The 18,225-nt window shown below is 43.6% G+C and carries 20 protein-coding genes and 1 pseudogene; 13 read left to right on the forward strand and 8 right to left on the reverse strand.

Annotation, left to right across the window (positions count from 1 at the left end; translation table 11 throughout):
• The first annotated feature begins 303 nt into the window (after positions 1–303).
• The gene (locus QT973_RS19625; protein WP_333056930.1) at positions 304–594 is read left to right on the forward strand and encodes a TRADD-N-associated membrane domain-containing protein; all 291 of its coding nucleotides are present in this window, start codon (positions 304–306) and stop codon (positions 592–594) included.
• Between the two features lie 106 nt (positions 595–700).
• Here QT973_RS19625 and QT973_RS19630 read toward each other — a convergent pair whose 3' ends face one another.
• Entirely contained in the window at positions 701–1,663 is a 963-nt protein-coding gene (locus QT973_RS19630; protein ID WP_333056982.1) for a glycosyltransferase family 9 protein, read from the reverse strand.
• 172 nt (positions 1,664–1,835) lie between these two features.
• Here QT973_RS19630 and ispD point away from each other — a divergent pair, with 172 nt between their 5' ends.
• Positions 1,836–2,522: a 2-C-methyl-D-erythritol 4-phosphate cytidylyltransferase gene (gene ispD / locus QT973_RS19635; RefSeq protein ID WP_333211517.1), complete on the forward strand. Its 687-nt coding sequence runs from the start codon at positions 1,836–1,838 to the stop codon at positions 2,520–2,522.
• 155 nt (positions 2,523–2,677) lie between these two features.
• On the opposite strand, the gene QT973_RS19640 is transcribed toward ispD, so the two are convergent.
• Genes QT973_RS19640 through QT973_RS19650 form a run of 3 tightly spaced genes read right to left on the reverse strand, consistent with a single transcriptional unit; the run spans position 2,678 to position 4,172 of the window.
• On the reverse strand, positions 2,678–3,415 hold the full coding sequence (locus QT973_RS19640) for an SDR family oxidoreductase (protein WP_333056927.1): 738 nt from the start codon (positions 3,413–3,415) through the stop codon (positions 2,678–2,680).
• 9 nt (positions 3,416–3,424) lie between these two features.
• Positions 3,425–3,916: a carboxymuconolactone decarboxylase family protein gene (locus QT973_RS19645; protein WP_333056926.1), complete on the reverse strand. Its 492-nt coding sequence runs from the start codon at positions 3,914–3,916 to the stop codon at positions 3,425–3,427.
• Positions 3,917–3,929: 13 nt separating this feature from the next.
• Positions 3,930–4,172 (reverse strand): SDR family NAD(P)-dependent oxidoreductase, encoded by a 243-nt coding sequence (locus QT973_RS19650; RefSeq protein WP_333056924.1) that lies wholly within the window; start codon positions 4,170–4,172, stop codon positions 3,930–3,932.
• Between the two features lie 176 nt (positions 4,173–4,348).
• Between QT973_RS19650 and QT973_RS19655 the strand changes: the two genes are divergently transcribed.
• Together QT973_RS19655 and QT973_RS19660 are read left to right on the forward strand one after the other, a co-directional pair.
• The gene (locus QT973_RS19655; protein WP_333056922.1) at positions 4,349–5,284 is read left to right on the forward strand and encodes an AraC family transcriptional regulator; all 936 of its coding nucleotides are present in this window, start codon (positions 4,349–4,351) and stop codon (positions 5,282–5,284) included.
• 50 nt (positions 5,285–5,334) lie between these two features.
• Positions 5,335–5,667 carry a hypothetical protein gene (locus QT973_RS19660; protein WP_333056921.1) on the forward strand — a complete coding sequence of 111 codons (333 nt, stop codon included), beginning with the start codon at positions 5,335–5,337 and terminating at the stop codon, positions 5,665–5,667.
• 142 nt (positions 5,668–5,809) lie between these two features.
• Here the strand turns inward: QT973_RS19660 and QT973_RS19665 are convergent, their stop codons facing one another.
• The gene (locus tag QT973_RS19665) at positions 5,810–6,781 is read right to left on the reverse strand and encodes a LysR family transcriptional regulator (RefSeq protein WP_333056920.1); all 972 of its coding nucleotides are present in this window, start codon (positions 6,779–6,781) and stop codon (positions 5,810–5,812) included.
• Between the two features lie 200 nt (positions 6,782–6,981).
• Between QT973_RS19665 and QT973_RS19670 the strand changes: the two genes are divergently transcribed.
• From QT973_RS19670 to QT973_RS19695, 6 genes are all read left to right on the forward strand, one after another.
• Positions 6,982–7,275: a hypothetical protein gene (locus tag QT973_RS19670; RefSeq protein ID WP_333056919.1), complete on the forward strand. Its 294-nt coding sequence runs from the start codon at positions 6,982–6,984 to the stop codon at positions 7,273–7,275.
• A 119-nt stretch (positions 7,276–7,394) separates the two neighbouring features.
• Complete coding sequence (locus QT973_RS19675; RefSeq protein ID WP_333056918.1) at positions 7,395–7,661, forward strand: hypothetical protein; 267 nt, start codon at positions 7,395–7,397, stop codon at positions 7,659–7,661.
• 191 nt (positions 7,662–7,852) lie between these two features.
• On the forward strand, positions 7,853–8,917 hold the full coding sequence (locus QT973_RS19680; RefSeq protein WP_333056917.1) for a tetratricopeptide repeat protein: 1,065 nt from the start codon (positions 7,853–7,855) through the stop codon (positions 8,915–8,917).
• Between the two features lie 115 nt (positions 8,918–9,032).
• Positions 9,033–9,329 carry a DUF4258 domain-containing protein gene (locus tag QT973_RS19685; protein WP_333056916.1) on the forward strand — a complete coding sequence of 99 codons (297 nt, stop codon included), beginning with the start codon at positions 9,033–9,035 and terminating at the stop codon, positions 9,327–9,329.
• 4 nt (positions 9,330–9,333) lie between these two features.
• Positions 9,334–9,576, forward strand: coding sequence for a YgiT-type zinc finger protein (locus QT973_RS19690; RefSeq protein WP_333056915.1), 243 nt, complete (start codon positions 9,334–9,336; stop codon positions 9,574–9,576).
• 423 nt (positions 9,577–9,999) lie between these two features.
• Positions 10,000–10,509: an N-acetyltransferase gene (locus QT973_RS19695; RefSeq protein WP_333056914.1), complete on the forward strand. Its 510-nt coding sequence runs from the start codon at positions 10,000–10,002 to the stop codon at positions 10,507–10,509.
• Positions 10,510–10,645: 136 nt separating this feature from the next.
• On the opposite strand, the gene QT973_RS19700 is transcribed toward QT973_RS19695, so the two are convergent.
• Entirely contained in the window at positions 10,646–10,927 is a 282-nt protein-coding gene (locus QT973_RS19700; protein WP_333056912.1) for a hypothetical protein, read from the reverse strand.
• Positions 10,928–10,971: 44 nt separating this feature from the next.
• On the opposite strand from QT973_RS19700, the pseudogene QT973_RS19705 reads away from it, so the two are divergent.
• Positions 10,972–11,412, forward strand: a pseudogene (locus tag QT973_RS19705) (ABC transporter substrate-binding protein); the annotation flags it as partial.
• 6 nt (positions 11,413–11,418) lie between these two features.
• Here the strand turns inward: QT973_RS19705 and QT973_RS19710 are convergent.
• Positions 11,419–12,522 (reverse strand): IS630 family transposase, encoded by a 1,104-nt coding sequence (locus tag QT973_RS19710; RefSeq protein WP_333392017.1) that lies wholly within the window; start codon positions 12,520–12,522, stop codon positions 11,419–11,421.
• 707 nt (positions 12,523–13,229) lie between these two features.
• Between QT973_RS19710 and QT973_RS19715 the strand changes: the two genes are divergently transcribed.
• Together QT973_RS19715 and QT973_RS19720 are read left to right on the forward strand one after the other, a co-directional pair.
• Positions 13,230–16,556 carry a UvrD-helicase domain-containing protein gene (locus tag QT973_RS19715; RefSeq protein WP_333056909.1) on the forward strand — a complete coding sequence of 1,109 codons (3,327 nt, stop codon included), beginning with the start codon at positions 13,230–13,232 and terminating at the stop codon, positions 16,554–16,556.
• Positions 16,557–16,596: 40 nt separating this feature from the next.
• On the forward strand, positions 16,597–17,592 hold the full coding sequence (locus tag QT973_RS19720) for a tetratricopeptide repeat protein (RefSeq protein WP_333056908.1): 996 nt from the start codon (positions 16,597–16,599) through the stop codon (positions 17,590–17,592).
• Between the two features lie 116 nt (positions 17,593–17,708).
• Here QT973_RS19720 and QT973_RS19725 read toward each other — a convergent pair whose 3' ends face one another.
• Positions 17,709–17,954 (reverse strand): FAD/NAD(P)-binding protein, encoded by a 246-nt coding sequence (locus QT973_RS19725; RefSeq protein ID WP_333274892.1) that lies wholly within the window; start codon positions 17,952–17,954, stop codon positions 17,709–17,711.
• Between the last annotated feature and the right edge of the window lie 271 nt (positions 17,955–18,225).

Genomic DNA, 18,225 nt, shown 5'->3' on the forward strand with positions numbered 1-18,225 from the left:
CTTCTGCTATTAGCCAGGGAATTCATTCCCTGGCGGATTTCGGGGAAATGAAACAGCATGGGGGCTAGCGGGAGCGAGATTTCATGATTATTCATCCGTAACTCTGATCGCACTCACATTCTATATTTAAATACTTCTCTCTGTCTAGGGCAGATAGTTTGTAATCTCCTGCCCTATCTGCCCCAAAAATGAGGGCATATCGCAAATTAAAACTCGCCCTATCTGCCCTTGAGTCTCGCTGTTTGCTTCGGTAGAGTAATTGTAAAAACAAAAAATTATCACTATTTTGGAGAGAAAACAGTTATGAATTTTAACTTATTCGGCAACTCGCAACCTGATGAAGATTATAGCGAAATTAAGAAAGAAATGCTGCGAGAATCATTGCGGCAAGTTCGCCAAAGCTACAATCTGGCCCTTTTTGTTACCGCATCGGCAATGGTTACTTTCGGAGGGCTCGGACTTCTATTTTGTGAGAAAATCTCAGAGGCTACTCTCACTGCTTCGGGCGGATTGTTGACAAGTTTGGGCAGCATTGAGTTTGCCAAGCAAAAGAAGAAGGAATTGCAGCAGATGATGGATGATTTGGAAGACTAACATCGAGTTTTAAATCCCCCACTTCTTTCCTCGTCCCCCGGGCCTGGAAAGCAGCTAAATTGTAGGGACACGGCAGTGCCGTGTCCTGACTTAGATATCCTAGTTTTTAGCCGCCCCAAACCTTCTTCAAAACATCTTGAGGAGAGATGTCTGCCATTTTGCCAGTAGGAGATTTAATGCCCAAAAATCGATCGCTCTTTGGCAACAATTTCGCCGGTTCAGTCGGGCCAAACAAAGCTATTGTATAAGTTTGAACCGCCACAGCTAAGTGCATCGGCGCACTGTCAGTACATATCATCAAATTAGCAGCAGCAATTGTCGCCGCCAACTTGCCGACATCATCCGGCGAGATAACTTTTACATTCGGACATAACTCGACTAACTTTGTCACGAAGTCTGCATCTTCTGGGCCTTTCACAACAACAACGGGCAAATTCGGCTGCCGCTGCTGACAATCTTCAATTATTTGCTTCCAGTTGTCTGTAGGGTAAATTTTGTCAATACCTTTAGACACAGCTAATTGACTGGAACCGCCGTGAATCAAAATGTAGCCGCTTTCTTTTACGCCCAACCGCTGCTGTTCGGCTTCCGCCCACTGAATGTCCTGTTTTGGTACATTAATTGCGATCGCCGGACAAGGATTTGTAATGTTAAATCCTTGCAGCAAATCATGGTACATTGAAGCGGCGTACTGTTCAGTTTTCAGCGGTACTGCAGCGGTGAGAAATCGAGCACCGTTGGTTCCCGAATAGCCAACTCTCTGCGGAATGCCGGTCAGCCACAGCAGCAGCCCTACAGTCCACCGCTGGCCTAGGGAAATAACTGCTTCGTATTCGCGATCGCGAATTACGCCCAGTAAATTGCCCAAATCTGCCATAGCGTTGCGGTCTTTGAAATTGTACGTCAAGACTTCTTTGACGGATTTGCAGACTCGGTAAGCACCCTTTGCCCTCGGTTCCACGATGACATCAATTTGCGCGTCGGGATAGGACTGCTTGAGGTCATCAAGAGTGGGGAAAAATAAAATTTGGTCGCCAATCCCGCCAGGGACAAGTGCTAGTATTCGCATCATAAACGATCGGGCTATTATTGATCGAGGTAGCTCTCAGAGATCGGCTCTCAACTATCAGCTTATAGTATTTCTAGACCTTAAAAGCTACTGGCTGACAGCTAAACAACTGACTCAAAAGTACAGGACGCTCTTATTATATATATCTAGTTGGGTTAAAAACGGTTAGTAAATGCACTTATTAATTCCTGCAGCGGGTTCGGGGCGACGGATGGGCAGTCAGCGGAACAAACTGCTGCTGACTTTGCTCTCTAAACCTTTGCTGAGTTGGACTTTGGCTGCGGCTGAAGCTTCGCAGCACATTAGCTGGATTGGCATCATGGGCCAGCCAGACGATTTTCCTGATTTTAAAGCAATTCTGAGCGATTTATCTTTGGTTAAGCCCGTGGAACTGATTCAAGGAGGCGCCACCAGGCAAGAGTCAGTTTACAACGGTTTGCAGGCTTTGCCCCCCAATGCCGATCGAGTGTTGATTCACGACGGCGCGAGGTGTTTGGCAACTGCTGAATTGTTCGATCGATCTGCAGAGGCCCTCTTGACCTGTCCGGGCTTGATTGTCGCCGTCCCGGTCAAGGATACGATTAAGGTCGTAGATAAGCGTCGGATCGTGCGAGACACCCCAGACAGAAGCAATTTGTGGGCAGCCCAGACTCCCCAAGGATTTGAAGTGAAATTGTTAAAGCAGTGTCACGAAGAAGGGCGACACAAAGGTTGGGAAGTTACCGACGATGCGGCTTTGTTTGAAAAATGCGGTTTACCAGTGCAAATTGTGGAGGGAGAAGAGACGAATTTGAAAGTCACAACGCCCGTTGATTTAGCACTAGCGGAATTTATTTTACGGCAAAGATACGGGAAATAGTTTTGAAGTGTGTAAGGCGAAATTGGGAATTGGCAAGGGGAATTGGTAAGCTAACTAAGTCCTCATAAAAACTCAGAATACCCAGATACCCGACTTTTAAAAGAAGTTGGGTATCTAATAACCCTCGCCTTTTAGATTTAATTAAATTGACCTACTTAGTAAGGGCTGGCTGTTGGTCGGACAATAATTTCGCTAACATCAACATCGTCAGGTTGTTCGATCGCAAATACAATCGATCGCGCGATCGCAGCAGCAGGAATAGCTATTTTGCGGAATTCTTGCATTCCCGATCTTGCAGTTTCATCAGTGATGCTCTCGGCTAACTCAGACTCCGTTACTCCAGGAGAAATCACCGTCACCCGAATGTCGCCTCCAATTTCTTGTCTCAAGCCTTCTGAGATGGCTCTAACGGCGAATTTAGTAGCACAGTAAACAGCAGCAGTAGGAGAAACCGCGTGTCCGCCGATCGAGGAAAGATTAATAATCTGACCAGATTTTTGTGCTTTCATGACAGGAAGTGCTGCCGCGATGCCGTACAAAACACCTTTGATATTGACATCAATCATTTTATCCCATTCCTCAACTTTCAGTTGTTCGAGTGCGGATAGAGGCATGATGCCAGCATTGTTAATCAGGACATCTACCCGATCGAACTTGCTCTGGGCAAATTGAACGAGATCCTCCATTTGACTGCGTTGCGTGACATCGAGAGCCTGGTATTCGACTGTTCCACCCTCCGCACGAATGTCCTTGGCGATCGCTTCTAGGCGATCGGTGCGACGTGCACCCAAAACCACTCGCGCGCCGTTTTTAGCAAGCAATTTAGCAGTGGCTTCACCAATTCCGCTACTCGCTCCAGTGATGATAATAACCTTTCCATTTAAGTTTGACATTGATATCTCCTATTTTTGTGATGTTACTGGGAACTTGATATTATTTTCCTGAAACAACTCTTTGAGAGTTCCTGCTGCAATCAAGGCGCGGGGAAAGCCGGAAGTCACTGTGGTAATATAAATAACTTCCATCAGTTCTTCCGGCGTAGCACCGTAATTCAAGGCATATTGAGCGTGAACTTTGAATTGCGGCATTGTGCCTTGTGCCGCAAACCCTGCAAGTGATATAAGCTGGCGGGTTTTATTATCTAGCACCTCACGAGCCCAGATATCGCCTAGGGAGTATTTGAGCGTCATGTCAGCAAGTTCTGGGAAATCTTTTTGAAGCTGAACAAAATGCGGTGGCAAACCTTTTCCACCTGACAAACTATTCAGAACTTTTTCGCCCCGCTCTTGGCGTGTCATTGTTTCAGAAGGTTGTAGAACTGTTTCTGGCGATCGGGTAGGTGAAACCATAAATATTGCTCCCGCTACGGTGAAAGTTAAAAATTGCTTGTTCATGATTTTGCCTCGCTTATAGATTTGCTAATATTTTCCTTGAAGTGAGGTTGATTTTAATTAAAGAAACATATTGCAGTGCAACAGCTTTAGCCCCGATCGCTTCGATCGCAGATACGACATTTTGGGCATCCTCCTCGCTGTTGTGATATGTCACGATGACATCGACTCCTTTTGTGGCAAGGGTCAAAGCGGTATTTTTGCCAAGTCCTCGGCTCGCCCCTGTTACCAATGCGATTTTTGTCTTGTCTTTCGTCATTGCCTTATCCTTTTACTGTTTCATTCAGATGTGTTCATCCTATGAGTAAAAGCATGGGTTTTGAATACACAGACCTCGCAATTTATTGCCTAATCCTCCAAAGCAAGATTTTATGAATGGATAAAGATGTTCTATAATGCTTAAAAGATAATGATTAAATTAGTCGAGAAAACCACATGGCGATTGAAATAATCAACCAAGTAATAAATCAAGATGCGATCGGCAATCAGTGTCAAGAACTGGCGGCCTTGCTAACTCGGCACACCGACGGCAAAGGAAACGGTTTTCATAAAACAGACATAGACAAACTGGAATTTATGCGAGAATCTTCTGTTTCCGCCGCACAGCACGCTGTCTATCAACCTATTCTCGGCATCGTCATTCAGGGCAAAAAAGAAGCCTTGCTGGGTGAGGAAACTTATCGTTATGGCGAGGCTCAATATCTTGCGATCTCAGTTGATTTACCTCTGAGTGGATTTGTTGTAGAGGCCACTCCAGACAAGCCGTATTTAGGATTCAAGCTGAATTTAGACCCACGCCAACTCTGCGATATTATCACTGCCCAAACCAAGCCAAGCGCAAGCAAGAAAGAAAACTCTGTCAGAGGCTTATTCGTCAGCACTGCCGATGCGCCGTTGCTCGATTGCGCCCTCAGACTGACACGACTTTTGGATACGCCGCAGGATATCCCGATGCTGGCACCGATGATTATCCGCGAAATCTATTATCGTCTTTTAATGGGTGAGCAAGGCGAAGCTGTGCGCCAAATCGCAACATCTGGCAGCAATATGCAGCGCATCGCTGAGGTGCTCAAACTGATTAAAACTGATTTTGCAAAACCGATGCGGGTTGAGGATTTGGCAGGACAAGCCAATATGTCTCCTTCATCTTTCCATTACCATTTCAAGGAAGTGACATCGATGAGTCCACTTCAATATCAAAAGCAATTAAGACTATTAGAAGCACGTCGCCTGATGCTTGCCGAAAACTCCGATGCGGCAAATGCTGCCTATCAGGTGGGTTATGAAAGCCCCTCACAGTTCAGCCGCGAATATTCTCGTATGTTTGGTGCGCCGCCGATCCGGGATATTGAGCGTTTGCGTACTGCTTGAGCGTCACTGTTTCGACTATATTGGTTTTGTTCCGTTAATACAAGTGGAGGATGAAAGCAATGGAATATAGCGGTACATGGCGGATCGCAGAGATGGCAATGTGGGATAGTGATTATTTGGACATGGAAGTTGAAGCCTATATCGAGATTGATGAAGCAGGTTCAGGAGAATTTCAATTCGGTTTAGTATCAGGTGAAATTGACGGCGAAGTCGTAAAAGATGGAAAGGATCAGCGATTTGAGTTTACATGGGACGGTAATGACGAGAACGATCCTGCATTTGGTAGCGGTTGGCTAAAATTAAAGGATAAAAACTCCATAGACGGTCGAATAAAATTCCACCAAGGCGACAGTTCTAGTCTTGTTGCAAAGCGCATGAAGTAGGCAATCAGCGATCGTACTATTTTATGCCATTTTTTTAACCGCAGATGAACTCAGATAAAATCCCATCCGCGTTCATCTGCTGATATCTGCGGTAACAAAATCCCAATCTAACCAATAACCAATAACAACTGACTCAGGTTTTTCATGAAGGATTAATCGGAAAATCGCCCTCACTATCAACCTGTGCGGCACTTTTAACTAAATCCAAAAACGCAAACACGGCCGGAATCAACAGCCCATCCCGCAAAACAGCCACCCCGATTACCCTCTCAAAATCCGACGGTAAACTGCAAACTTTCACCGAAGACGGTATCGGTTCCGCAGCCAAACGGGGCAGAATAGCTGCACCCAAACCTTGCATCACCATACTGACAATCGTTGAATCTTCGCTGAGTTCGTAACCGATATTTATGGGAAAATCCGCAGTCGTCAAATACTTGCGAAGCGGTATCGAACAAGCATTTTCTATCGGCTGCAAAATCAGCGGATAATTCGCTAATTCTTCCCACGTAATCTTATCACTTTTACATTGCGCCTTCGGCGGCAGCAAAACCAGATATTTGTCCCGCAAAATTTCTCTAGTTTCAAATTCATCGGAGATGGGAAGGGAAACAAAGCCGATGTCTGCTTTGCCCGATCGCAAAGCTTCTTCCACAGCTTGAGTATAATAAACTTCGGTAATGCTGACCGTAATTTTGGGAAAGCAACTGCGAAATTTAGCAATAATACCCGGTAGGATATGAGTGGCGACACTCCGAAAAGTAACTATCCGTACCTGGCCTCCCTGCAAACCTTTTTCTAAATCCGCTTCTTTGACCATCATTTCTAACGATCGCACGATTTGACGCCCGTGACTCACTACCCTTTGCCCCACCGGCGTCAGTTGAGCACCGTGTCGCCCCCTGTGAAATAGCTGCACTCCCAATTCTGTTTCTAAAAAGGCGATGGCGTGGCTGACTGCTGACTGGGACAGTTCCAATTGCAAAGCCGCCTCGCTAAAATTTTCACACTCTGCTACAGCTATCAAAGCCTGAATTTGAGAGAGTTTCATCCGCCGCGTATTGATTTCATTCATAGCCTTTTGCCCGATCGTCAATCTATCTATTTTATTCATACAATCTATGCAAGCAATGATTTGATTGTCAATAACCAAAGAGTTAAGGTGAATTTATTAGATAAGAGATTGACTTTCACAGGAATTTCACGCCAACAATAGTGGGCTGTAATTGCGCTGAGAATATTACAAATTTAAGCATTTATTGTAATTTTAATTAGTGCAAATCTTGTGGAAAATATAAGTTGAAGGTGTGGGATATGTCTACTTGCAAAAATCCAATCGATACCCCAAGTATCCAAATTTTTTCGATGACCGATCGAGCTAACCCATCCGAAAAACATAAAGGGCTATCTCTCTTTTTAGCAATAAAAAAAATTGGGCAGTTTTTGCTCTACCTCATTTCGAGTGAGGACGAACTGAGAATTTGGCAGACGTGCGATCGCTATGGTAACACTTGGTGGCACGGTTGCGATCGGGCTACAGGTCGCTCTACCTGCGTGGCGACGGATGATGAAATGCGCGCTTGGATCGATCGGCGTTATTGCCAATAGTAGTGTGTGGGTTGCGTGGAAATGAAGTGAAATACAGCCCTCGATTAGCAATTACCCATTAGCAATTACCAAGTAGCAATTACCAAGTAGCAATTACCAATTACCAAGTAGGAGATGCTATGCTTCAAATATCTTCCGAATGTGCAGCGCCAGATCGCATTATTCTGATGGAAAACGAGGTATACAGATTGCCTCAAACTCATCGAGAAATTCAAGTTTTGTCAGGAATTGCTTGGATCACGCTTGACCAACAGGACATCATCTTGCAAAGTTCTGAAAAAGTATCGCTTCCACCCAGCAAAAACTTTGCTGTCATATCCGCTCTCAACAATAAGCCGCTGATTATGGCCGTCTGGCAAGACAAAAACCCAGTCATGGGATTTTAGATTTTAGATTTTAGATTTTGGATTGAAGAATTGGGAATGACTGATTTTGTATGGGTTTGAAGCACGGGTCTACAGTTGCCTTCTTTTTTGAAACTGGTATCAGAACCTAGAGATGGAGAAAAAAATTGGCAGGAACACCCCAAAAAGCTCTATCTTAATAGTTATCACTTAGCTATTGGAGGACTCGATCGGTGCACCGCCGCTCTTACCACTTCAGCTATCTCGCAGCTATAAGTATTGTGTTATCGCCCGCACTCAGCTTGCTGGCAATTTCAGACGCCCGCGCTTATGCCCCAATTATAAATGCGAGGCGCGCCCAAGCGAGCGACCAGGCTCAAGCAACTGACCCCAAAACGCAAGCAGACGAACTCTTTGAAACAGGAGTAAAACAGCACCGCGAGGGTTTGTTTCGAGAAGCAATCGAGACTTTTGAGCAAGTTTTGGCAATCCGCAAGCAACTAGGCGACCAAGCGGGAATCGGAGAAACCCTCAACAATATGGGGGAAGTTTATGGCGAAATGGGTTTGAGGCCCAAAGCTTTGGAAGTTCTGCAGCAAGCTTTAGTCATTCACCGAGAAATCAGCGGAGGGCGTCGTATCGCGCGCACTCTCAATCTCATCGGTTTCGTCAACCGGATTGGGGACAATTTTTCCGAAGCGATGAAACTGCACCAAGAAGCTTTGGAACTTGCCAAAACTACCGACGACCAAATTGAAATTGGAGAATCCCTCCACAACATCGCGGCCGTGTACGCAGAACAGGTCAATTACGCCAAGGCGATCGAATTTTACCAGCAAGCGCGAACGATTCGCACGGCCGCCGGCGATAAACGCGATTTAGGCCGTACCCTCAATAATATGGGCGGCGTCTACTACAACATCGGCGACTTTAATAGAGCGATGGAATTTTACCACCAAGCTTTAGCAATTCGCCGGGAAATCGGAGACAGGGCTGGCGTCGGCCGCCTCCTCAACAACATGGCACTTACCTCCCGCAAACTCGGCAAAGATACTCAAGCGCTGATATATTTTCAGCAAGCAATACCGATGTTAGAAGCAATCGGCGACAAGACAAGTATCGGACGCTTGCTCAACAATATGGGCGCAATTCATGAAAGTCTCGGTCAAAATGCTCAAGCTCTCGAATCCTACGAGGAAGCTTTAAAAATTGCTCGTGAGGGCGGTGACAAAGCCGGAGAAACTACAGCGAGGGAGGGCATTAAGCGATTGTCTTCCAGTCAGCTTGTACCGCAATAAGAGTAGTTAGTAAGTCGGGTCGAAGGAAGTAAAACCAGATATTTAAGGAATTGAAAATGATAGATTTTTGAACAATAACTTGCTATGATTGCCTGGATGTAACATTAATCAGCCAGTGCCTCGCAACGATATTGACCGTATCAGAGAGAAAATTCGCCTCCGCCAGTACGATATGTCAGCCCACGCAATGGAAGAAATGGCTGAGGACTTGCTGACTATCCTGGATGTAGAAGAGGCGGTTCTGAGCGGTCAGATTATCCGGGTTGAAAAAGACGACCCCAGAGGTACAAAATATGTAGTAGTGGGGACTGCACTGGATCGACAAACACCTGTTGGAGTGGTTGGACGTTTCGCTAGTAACGGACGTTATCTAATCATCACGGTTTATGAAGTCACTCAACTTAATGGCTAATTGTATGTATAAATACAGATGTGAGTATTGCGAAGGAACCGTTCAACCCCGCACTGTCAAGCGCGAGGCATTCAAACATAAAAATGGATTTGTCATTCTTGAAGATGTGACCATCGGTGTTTGCGATAACTGCGGCAATCGATACTATTCAGCCGATATTCTTCATGCGGTTCATGCCGTTGCAACTGGAGCGAGATTGCCTGAAAGAACCGAACAAATTCCGGTTACTCATTTAGAATCAGCATAACCAGTGGAGCGCTTTAATTTCATTAAAACGCTGTGACGATAAAGAAGACTGTCCGGGCGTGAAGATTGGAAGCGATGGGAGCATCTCACTTATGCAGCCCTCCGCTAGAAATTGGAGCCAGGAGTCAGGAGTCAGGAGTCAGGAGGAAAGAAGAAGGAGGAAGAAGGAAGGAGGAAGAAGGAAGGAGCCATTATAAGTGTTTTTACAAATATGAGATGCTCCCGAAGCGATCGACCGACTTTTGCGACGATTTGACATTCATCTGCAACTCGTTGTATAATTGGTTGCCGAAAATATATAACTCAAAAACCGGAAAAAGGCTTCAGGAGCACTATAATTTGATTAATATCGCGATCGCAAGATAGAAACAGTTTCTGTAGTAATTCGTCTGCCAGAGCGGCCGCACAACCATTAATCTAAGCTATGGATATCCGTACCGAAAAGCCAGAAGATGTAGAAGCTGTTCGCAACATTAACATTGCGGCATTCGGGCGAGAAAATGAGGCTAATCTAGTCGATCGATTGCGGGGAATTGCATCTACATTTTCCTTCGTTGCGGTACAATCCGATCGCATTGTCGGACACATTTTCTTCAGTCCGGTTGTCGTGGAGGGCAAATGTTCTAGCAATTTGTCGATTCAGGGGTTGGCGCCAGTCGCAGTTCTACCCAACTATCAGCGGCAAGGTATCGGAACGCTGCTGATTCGGGAGGGTTTAAAAGAGTGCGGGCGATCGGGATTTCAGGCAGTGGTTGTGCTCGGTCATCCAGATTTTTATCCGCGTTTTGGATTCATTCCTGCTAGTAGAAAGAGCTTAAAATGTGAATATGATGTGCCCGATGAAGCGTTTATGGTGTTGGAGTTAGAACGTGGAGCCTTGCAGGATTGCAGCGGAACGGTGAAGTATCGATCGGAGTTTAGTCTCTGCGAGTGATATCAAATCCGGGTGCATCGGATTGGCTGACGAAGAGCTCGCGAGTCAGAAAAATTCTTAAACGAGCGCCCATATCTGAGTTACCTTGGTAGATCCGTTATCCGTATTTACTTATCTTTACATAGTTGGGGTTTTTTTACCTACCTATTGCAACTTTCTCTGCATCTTTGCTACTTTCTTTTTGACCCATAACGCGCTGCAAAATCGCCTCTACTTTCGCAGAAAATACAGAATTTCCTCTCTGCCTCGGTCGCGGCATCTCAATATAACAGTCCATTGCAATCTGACCATTTTCTATTAAAATAACTCTATCAGCTAATACCACTGCTTCTTCTACGTCATGAGTGATCAGTAGCGCGGTAAATCCTTTTTCTTGCCATAAATTTTCTAACAATTGCTGCATCTCAATGCGAGTCAAAAAATTGCACAATTAAACCTCAGAAGCCTTGATACAAGGTAAACTATTGCTCTATTAGTCACCTTATTTATTTTTCATTCCTAAACGTCGGCAGCATCGACATCGGGCGCACCGGGGACGCTCCTCCAGTCTTTGCCCAGGCTGCTAACGCGCCTCTGCTTTACATTGGTGGTAGCGCCCCCAAAGACCGCAGTTCAGGTATTTTAGTCCCTGCTAATTCGGCCATTCAAACCCTTGGGGATTTGCGGGGTAAGAAAATAGCTTTTACAAAAGGTTCAAGCGCCAATTACCTATTAGCAAAAGCACTGAAATCCGCCGGGATAAAATGGACTGAGATTGAGCCTGCCAACCTGACACCAGCCGATGCCAGATCTGCCTTCCAACAAGGTAACGTAGATGCTTGGGTAATTTGGGACCCGTTTTATGCAGCAGCTCAAGCGCAAGTAGATGTTCGTGTTGTTAAAGATAAGCTGTTCGACATCTAAACTGCATTAACTCGCGTTACCTTTATTTTTTATTTTTCGGTTCCATTTCATAATTAGTCCTCCTTCATTTAACAGTTTATGTAACAGTGCTTCTAGTTTTTCAATGGATTCAAATAATCTATTAGCAACATATTCCTTGGCGGAATGCCATACTAATTCAATTAAGTTATAGTCAGGGCTATACTTTGGCAAAAACTCTATGATTAGATTCGGCATCTCTGACGCTATTTTCTGCAAAGTCTCTGCTTTTTTATGAAAACTAGCGTTGTCCAAAATTATCACAAACTTACAGCCCTTATCTTTAAAGTCTTCTGCTAAATTTCCTTGCAATATCCACTCGGCTTTTAAATCTTCATAAAAAGTTTTCAGCACAGCATAAAAATTAGCAGAATTACCAGATGGAATAAAATCTACCCATCTTTTTTTGTCTGAGTATCTCACTCCACCCATAACATTAATACGACCTTTTCGTCGGTCTCCTCTTTTATTACTTCGAGTCCCCTTTTTACACCAGTTTTTCCTTCTAATTACTCTTAAACTAAATCCACTTTCGTCCCAAAGCCATACCTGCAATAGGTCTGGAGATCTTTTTTCTATTTTTAAATACTCAGCTAATTTATCTTTAAATAAACCCCTTTCTACGGCATCTTGCTTATCCTTCAAGCTGTATTTAGCCCAAAGGTAAACATACTTTTTTGATTTTAAAATTCTCCTTACTTGGGTACTACTCAGCTCAATTCCCGTCTGCTCTCCTAGATATATTGCAAGTCTAGCTGTTGTCCATCTTCCGAACTCATAACCATATTTTTCAGGGTCTACTTCAACTGTTTCTAAAAGTAAATTAATGTATTTCTCTGTAGCTTTTCGGTAATTACCCTTCATCCTGTTATCTTTAAAACTGTCTAAATTTTCAGGATCACCATGAACGCTCCAATAGGCAACTTTTCTGAGAGAACATCCAATTATTTCAGCAGTTTGAGCTTGTGTATTTCCGTTATTTAGTAATAAAAATATTAACGCTCTTTGTCGAATATCTGGATGCTCATGGTCTTTTAATGCTTGTTGCAGAGTTTCCTTTGTTTCTGAACTGAGGAAGTTTTTAGTAGGCATTGAATTTCTCGGTAAATTATCATATTATACCATACAATATGCGTTTTAGATGCTGAACAGCTTAGTAAAGGACTAGCAGCTAACCGAGATTTTTACTTAGCTAATAAGTCATTTGCTCAGCCAAATCTCAAAATCATTGAGGCAATTAGAGAAGAAACTCAAGCAGTAGCGACTTGGGCAGATGCGAATCCTGAAGAAGTAGCCAAGATTCTCGCACCCATTCTGAAAATTGATGTTTCTATCTTAGATGTAGTAACTCGACGGCGGAGTTATGGATTTGAACCGATCCAAGCTGATATGGTTGCCGAGCAACAGGAAATTGCGGATACTTTTTTTGAACTTGGCTTAATTCCCAAGCAGCTCAAAGTTGAAGAAGTAGTTTGGAAACCAGGTAATTAAAAATCCCCACTCTGAAGACGCAGGGATGGATGTTATGTAATTTTTCTAGTAAGTAGGGGTAGCGCCCCCGTCATTGGTGCCAACTTAAGGACTGTACGAGGCGTGCGATCGCTATTTTTTGACAGAGCGATCGCTCCCCCTGAGCGCTCACACCGACTGGGAGCCACGCAAGATTAAGCATAGAGCGCGCTCGTGCCTGTTAACATTACCAGTAATACCGCTTACGCGAAGGAAATCTGGGGGTTGACTGTTTAAGTTGACACCAATGGGTATAAAATAGATCATCACTACCTAAGCTAATTGCAAATATGTTGCTAGCTGCTGTCTTACACCCTGATGTAGTAGATTTCCTCCGTACAGAATTGGATAGTAACCTGAAGGCAAGGGTATGGGAGTGCATCGAAAAGCTGAGGCAGCAGCAATTTGATGGTGGCTTGCGGGTCAAAAAACTGAAAGGCATAGCCAAGAGAGTTTGGGAAGCCAGGATTACTCAGGCTAGCCGTCTAATTTTTACTTACAACAAATCGAGGCAACCTGACACGGGAGAGCGACAAACCTATATCGCCATTCAGGATATTTGTTTAGATCATGATGATGTATCCCGACGGGCTAAAGCTAGAAATCAAACTCCTGATGCCCAATGGCTTGATGCTGAGGTGGTAGAAGCGATCGGGAATATCTTGGACGAGCGGCCAGTTCTCACCCCAGCCGAACAGTCTGCTCTGGATGCAGCACAAATAGAAGAATTACAGCTTGTTCCTAGCTTCACCGATGAACTTTTAGGCAATGTTCAATGGCGAATAATTGATTCAGAATTAGAATGGCAACGGGCAATTATTCAGCAAGATGCTGATTTACCACTCAAACTCACGCCAGAAGAATATGAACTGGTGAAACTCTACGGAAACCTATTGCTATCTGGCAGTGCGGGCACTGGTAAAACTACAGTAGGACTGTATCGCTTACTCAAAAGTTTAGAGACTTTACCAGATGGAAAACGCCTCTATGTCGCTTACAACCCGATTTTAGTTAAAGAAGCACAGAAACAATTTAAGCGTCTGGTTAGTGGGAGCAGTTCTGAAATTGAGTCTGTTTTCCATTTTAAAACTATTCGAGATTTGTGTCTAGAGAGTCTGTCACAATCTGGGCAATTTTATATCCCTGAAGATGAGGTGACATACCAAATTTTTGAGCAACTTTACCGCCGTCAATCTTACCAACCTTATTCACCTGCCTTAGTTTGGGATGAAATCCGCAGTATCATTAAAGGGGCACATCTAGAGACAAGTTACTATCAGTTTTCTCAGAAACAGTACGAGCAGTTGGGTAAGAAACGCTCATCGGTAATTCCTCAAAACAATCGCCATAAAGTCTATAAGGTGGCAGAGTGGTATCAAGGTTTGTTAAAAAAAGAAGGGCGTTTTGATGAGATAGATTTAGCGCGAAAAGTTTTACAAACCATCTGGCAAGGAAAAGGCGAACGCTATCAATTAATTGTCTGTGATGAGGTACAGGACTTTACCGAATTACAGTTAGAACTGTTGGTAAGGCTTGTTGCTCCTGGGGGTCATCTCTTCTTTGCTGGGGATTTACACCAGATGATTAGCCCCAGTGGGTTCCGTTGGGAAGATTTAAAAACCAAGTTTTTTAAAGGTCAGCGTCAAGCGATTCAGAAAACATTAAACTTTAATTTCCGCAGCGTTGGTTCATTGGTAAATTTAGCCAATCAAATTCTGAAATTGCGCTACCGCCTGTTGCGAGAACGGATAGGTGATATAGGGCAACCAACTAGCAGTTATGGTGAGTGTGCTAGATTAATTGCTGCACCTTTAGAAACTCTACAACCAAGTTTAGGGCAGCTAAATCCAGATGATGCCATCCTTGTCAGAACTGAGGCGGATAAACAAAGACTTTCTGAACAATTCCAATCTAGCTTTGTATTTACGATTGAGGAAGCTAAAGGGTTAGAATTTGATACAGTGTTCTTAGTAGAGTTTTTCAAGCCGCGCCAATCTTTATGGAGTAGAGTATTGGGGAGCAAGCGATCGCTCAATGAAACTGAGCAGCCAGAATTGCGGCTGGAATTAAACTTACTTTATGTTGCAGTTACTCGCGCTCGTCGAATTTTGAATATTTGGGAAACTCAACTTTCGGCTGTTTGGAGTCAAGAAGAATTGGTAAGTTTTTTGCAACCGATAAATTCTGAATCAGTCAGAGAAAATCGAGTTGAGCCTACTGAGGAAATGTGGCGCGAGCGTGGGTGTTACTATCTGGAATGTGGCTTTTACCGTCAGGCGATAGAGTGTTTCGAGAAGTCAGGAGATATTGAATTACAGCGGCAAACTACAGCTAAACTCCTGTTACAGGAGGGTAAGTACAGTGAAGCAGCCCAGATTCTTGTTAAATTGCAAGACTGGCAACAAGCGGCTCAACTGTTTGAGAAAACTGGTCAGTGGCAAGAAGCAGCTAACTGTTGGGAAAAGGCTGGTAATTCTCCGAGGCAGAAAATCTGTGAGGCTAAAGCGTTTGAAACCACTAAAGTGTGGGAAGATGCAGCGCAGCTATGGGACAATATGGGCCGATTTGAAGATGCTAAACGTTGTTGGTTAAAGAGTGGTAATGAACAAAAGAAAGCAGAAATTCTGGCAGTTGAGTTTGAACAGAAACAGCAATGGCTCAAGGCAGCAGAGCACTATAAGTTAGCACAAATGACACATAAATCTGCTGAATGTAGAGCAAAAGAATTTGAAAAAAGGAAGTATTGGGAGCAAGCGGCTGAGCAATATGAGTTAGCAGGAATTTCAGAGAAAGCTGAGGAGTGCAGAAACAGAATTATACCTCACAGCTTTAATGATGTTGATGCCAACATAAACCTAGAGTCTGATGAACCAACAGCAGAGTTAGCAGGAATTTACATAAACCAAAATTCTAGTGATACTGAAACCACTCTCAATAAATTGCTGCTTCTCAACACAGAGGAAGCATTCAAATGGATGGGAAAAAGTCTGGAATATCGGCATACAATCGCATCTTTTGCTAACGATATTAACCATTGGGATTATTACAACGGAGTCCAAAGTCGAGTATCCCAGGCAGTAGATTACAAACGAAGGAACAATTTTGATGCTGCTTTTGCTATTTACAGTGAACTTTTCCAAGAGATGCCAACTTGGTGTCCGCTTTATAGCAGTGTATATAAGGTACTTGCCTCTGCTGGACGACTAGATGAAGCTGAACGTGCCATGCAGCTTCATTCTTTACTAATCTCCTTTGACTACGGCCTCCGTAAATCTGCAATAGCTGAAGATAATTCCTTCGATCTAAACGCAGCATTGGCTCAAAATGGAAAATTTGGAGTTTTGGCATTCTGGCCCTTTCAAGATCCGACGCTATTATTGCACCTTGGGGCTGTAACTATGCTCAAGCAAGGAAGAATGAGCAAAGTTGCTGCTAAGGGTTATCTTAATTCAATTAAAGGACAAGGTTCTGTAGCAGGTTGCCCACCAGATGGAGTGTTACAGGATGAAGGGCGGCGTGTTATTATGGGTTTACCCTGGAAGGCGCTCGCCAATACTGAAACTTCAGGTGGTTTTATTTCACAGCTACTTGATAAGATTGGGCAAGACTGCCCATAAATAAATTCCTAAAAAATTACCTCAAAAGGAGATTTGACCGATGGGAAAAGCAAAGCGCCGGAAAAAACTAGACCCTAATTATGGTAAAGGTAATACCAAGAAAGGATTTGGGAGTTCTCCCAAATCGAACATGGTAGAAGAATTATACCAGCACTTATATGAAATAGGGATTATTGAAAAAGGGTCAAATGGAGAACACAAAGAACACAAAGCCACAAAAGCTTTAATAGAAGGTCGCATTCCTGGGTGGCAATATGATCTTCAAAAGAAGATAGCCTACAGGATAAATCAGGAAAACACAGGTCTAACAATAAAATTAGATTTTGTACCAAGCGATTCAGAAGGGGAAAATCCTGACCGCCAGAGTATCATTGATGATTTGCAGCGAAAAGCAATGCTTTATTTAGAGCAAGGAAATATGCCATATTTTAAACAAACAGTGGCGCAATTAAAACAACTTTATCCTAACAAGATAGAATCTGAATTTTATATTAACCAAGGTGCTGGTACTGGTAACTACGAAGCAGCCATGAAAAACTTTGATATGGCACTTTGGTGCAATCCTTACCATGCTCTTGCCTACTACAACCGGGGTGTTCTATATTCCCGACGGCAAGATTACCAAAGAGCAATTGAAGACTTTACCCTTTCTATCAAGTTAGACCCAAGCGATTCAGATGCCTATACTGAACGGGGCCTAGTCTATATAGCTATTGGAGAAAATCAATCAGCTCTTCAAGACTTTGAGCGAGCGATACAAATTAATCCTAATCATGCCGAGGCTTACCTCAACAAAGGAGTTGCTTACGGCAAAATGGGTAATCATCTAGGTGCTCTTGTTGCCTACAGTAAGGTAATTATGATTAATAGCCGTGATGCTGATGCCTACTATAACCGAGGTCGTACTTATCGTATCCTTGGAGCTTTTCAGGAAGCACTCAACGATCTTAAGAAAGCAGCAGAGCTTTATAAGCAAAATGGCAAGATGGCGGACTATCAAGATGCACTAAATATAATTAGGAAAATGCAGCAGTAACAATTGAGGGTGTCATCTAGCGGGATTTAAACAAACTTCCTCTAATTTAACTGCTAGGGGAAAAGCCGTTAGGCTAGTCCAGCCTTAACTTAACGGTAGTATACCTGATTTTTATCTTACAGCAAGGCACACTCAAGATCAATGGTTAAAAGACCAACTGGACTGTTGGTGGTGCTATAGGCAACTCCCTTGCCTATATCGCGATCGCGCTCAATCAGCTTGATTAGCAAGGGGCGGTTAGCTGTTTTTAACAGGTGAGTCGCTACTAGAGAACCACTAAAGCCAGCACCGAACCTCGCGATCGTTGTTGGAGTATTACAGACAATATACGCTAATTTGAGCGATTTACCGTGTTTTAATATTTTGGGGTACGATCGCGCATAATAATGATGCGGTAATGGTTTGTCATGCTCTCAATTGACCAGTAGTATGCTATTATGGCGTTGCTGATTTACGGTAGGAAAGGCTAAATATGCAAGTCCTAGAAACCACTATCCACAAAGCTTCTGGATTTTTAATTGATTTTTTTCATGCCCTGATTAAGCAACGCCCCCATTAAGTAGGTCGGTATAAAAAAACAAAGGTAAGTAAAGAAATGTTAACAACTAGAATTGGAACTGAATTTAAAGCGAT

The sequence above is a fragment of the Microcoleus sp. Z1_A1 genome (genome assembly GCF_036700305.1).
In the GTDB taxonomy this organism is placed as follows: domain Bacteria; phylum Cyanobacteriota; class Cyanobacteriia; order Cyanobacteriales; family Microcoleaceae; genus Microcoleus.

Bases quoted from the DNA above. Each gene is read 5' to 3' on its own strand.
- QT973_RS19625 (WP_333056930.1), top strand. From the start codon at position 304: ATGAATTTTAACTTATTCGGCAACTCGCAACCTGATGAAGATTATAGC.
- QT973_RS19630 (WP_333056982.1), bottom strand. From the start codon at position 1,663: ATGCGAATACTAGCACTTGTCCCTGGCGGGATTGGCGACCAAATTTTA.
- ispD (WP_333211517.1), top strand. From the start codon at position 1,836: ATGCACTTATTAATTCCTGCAGCGGGTTCGGGGCGACGGATGGGCAGT.
- QT973_RS19640 (WP_333056927.1), bottom strand. From the start codon at position 3,415: ATGTCAAACTTAAATGGAAAGGTTATTATCATCACTGGAGCGAGTAGC.
- QT973_RS19645 (WP_333056926.1), bottom strand. From the start codon at position 3,916: ATGAACAAGCAATTTTTAACTTTCACCGTAGCGGGAGCAATATTTATG.
- QT973_RS19650 (WP_333056924.1), bottom strand. From the start codon at position 4,172: ATGACGAAAGACAAGACAAAAATCGCATTGGTAACAGGGGCGAGCCGA.
- QT973_RS19655 (WP_333056922.1), top strand. From the start codon at position 4,349: ATGGCGATTGAAATAATCAACCAAGTAATAAATCAAGATGCGATCGGC.
- QT973_RS19660 (WP_333056921.1), top strand. From the start codon at position 5,335: ATGAAAGCAATGGAATATAGCGGTACATGGCGGATCGCAGAGATGGCA.
- QT973_RS19665 (WP_333056920.1), bottom strand. From the start codon at position 6,781: ATGAATAAAATAGATAGATTGACGATCGGGCAAAAGGCTATGAATGAA.
- QT973_RS19670 (WP_333056919.1), top strand. From the start codon at position 6,982: ATGTCTACTTGCAAAAATCCAATCGATACCCCAAGTATCCAAATTTTT.
- QT973_RS19675 (WP_333056918.1), top strand. From the start codon at position 7,395: ATGCTTCAAATATCTTCCGAATGTGCAGCGCCAGATCGCATTATTCTG.
- QT973_RS19690 (WP_333056915.1), top strand. From the start codon at position 9,334: ATGTATAAATACAGATGTGAGTATTGCGAAGGAACCGTTCAACCCCGC.
- QT973_RS19695 (WP_333056914.1), top strand. From the start codon at position 10,000: ATGGATATCCGTACCGAAAAGCCAGAAGATGTAGAAGCTGTTCGCAAC.
- QT973_RS19710 (WP_333392017.1), bottom strand. From the start codon at position 12,522: ATGCCTACTAAAAACTTCCTCAGTTCAGAAACAAAGGAAACTCTGCAA.
- QT973_RS19715 (WP_333056909.1), top strand. From the start codon at position 13,230: ATGTTGCTAGCTGCTGTCTTACACCCTGATGTAGTAGATTTCCTCCGT.
- QT973_RS19720 (WP_333056908.1), top strand. From the start codon at position 16,597: ATGGGAAAAGCAAAGCGCCGGAAAAAACTAGACCCTAATTATGGTAAA.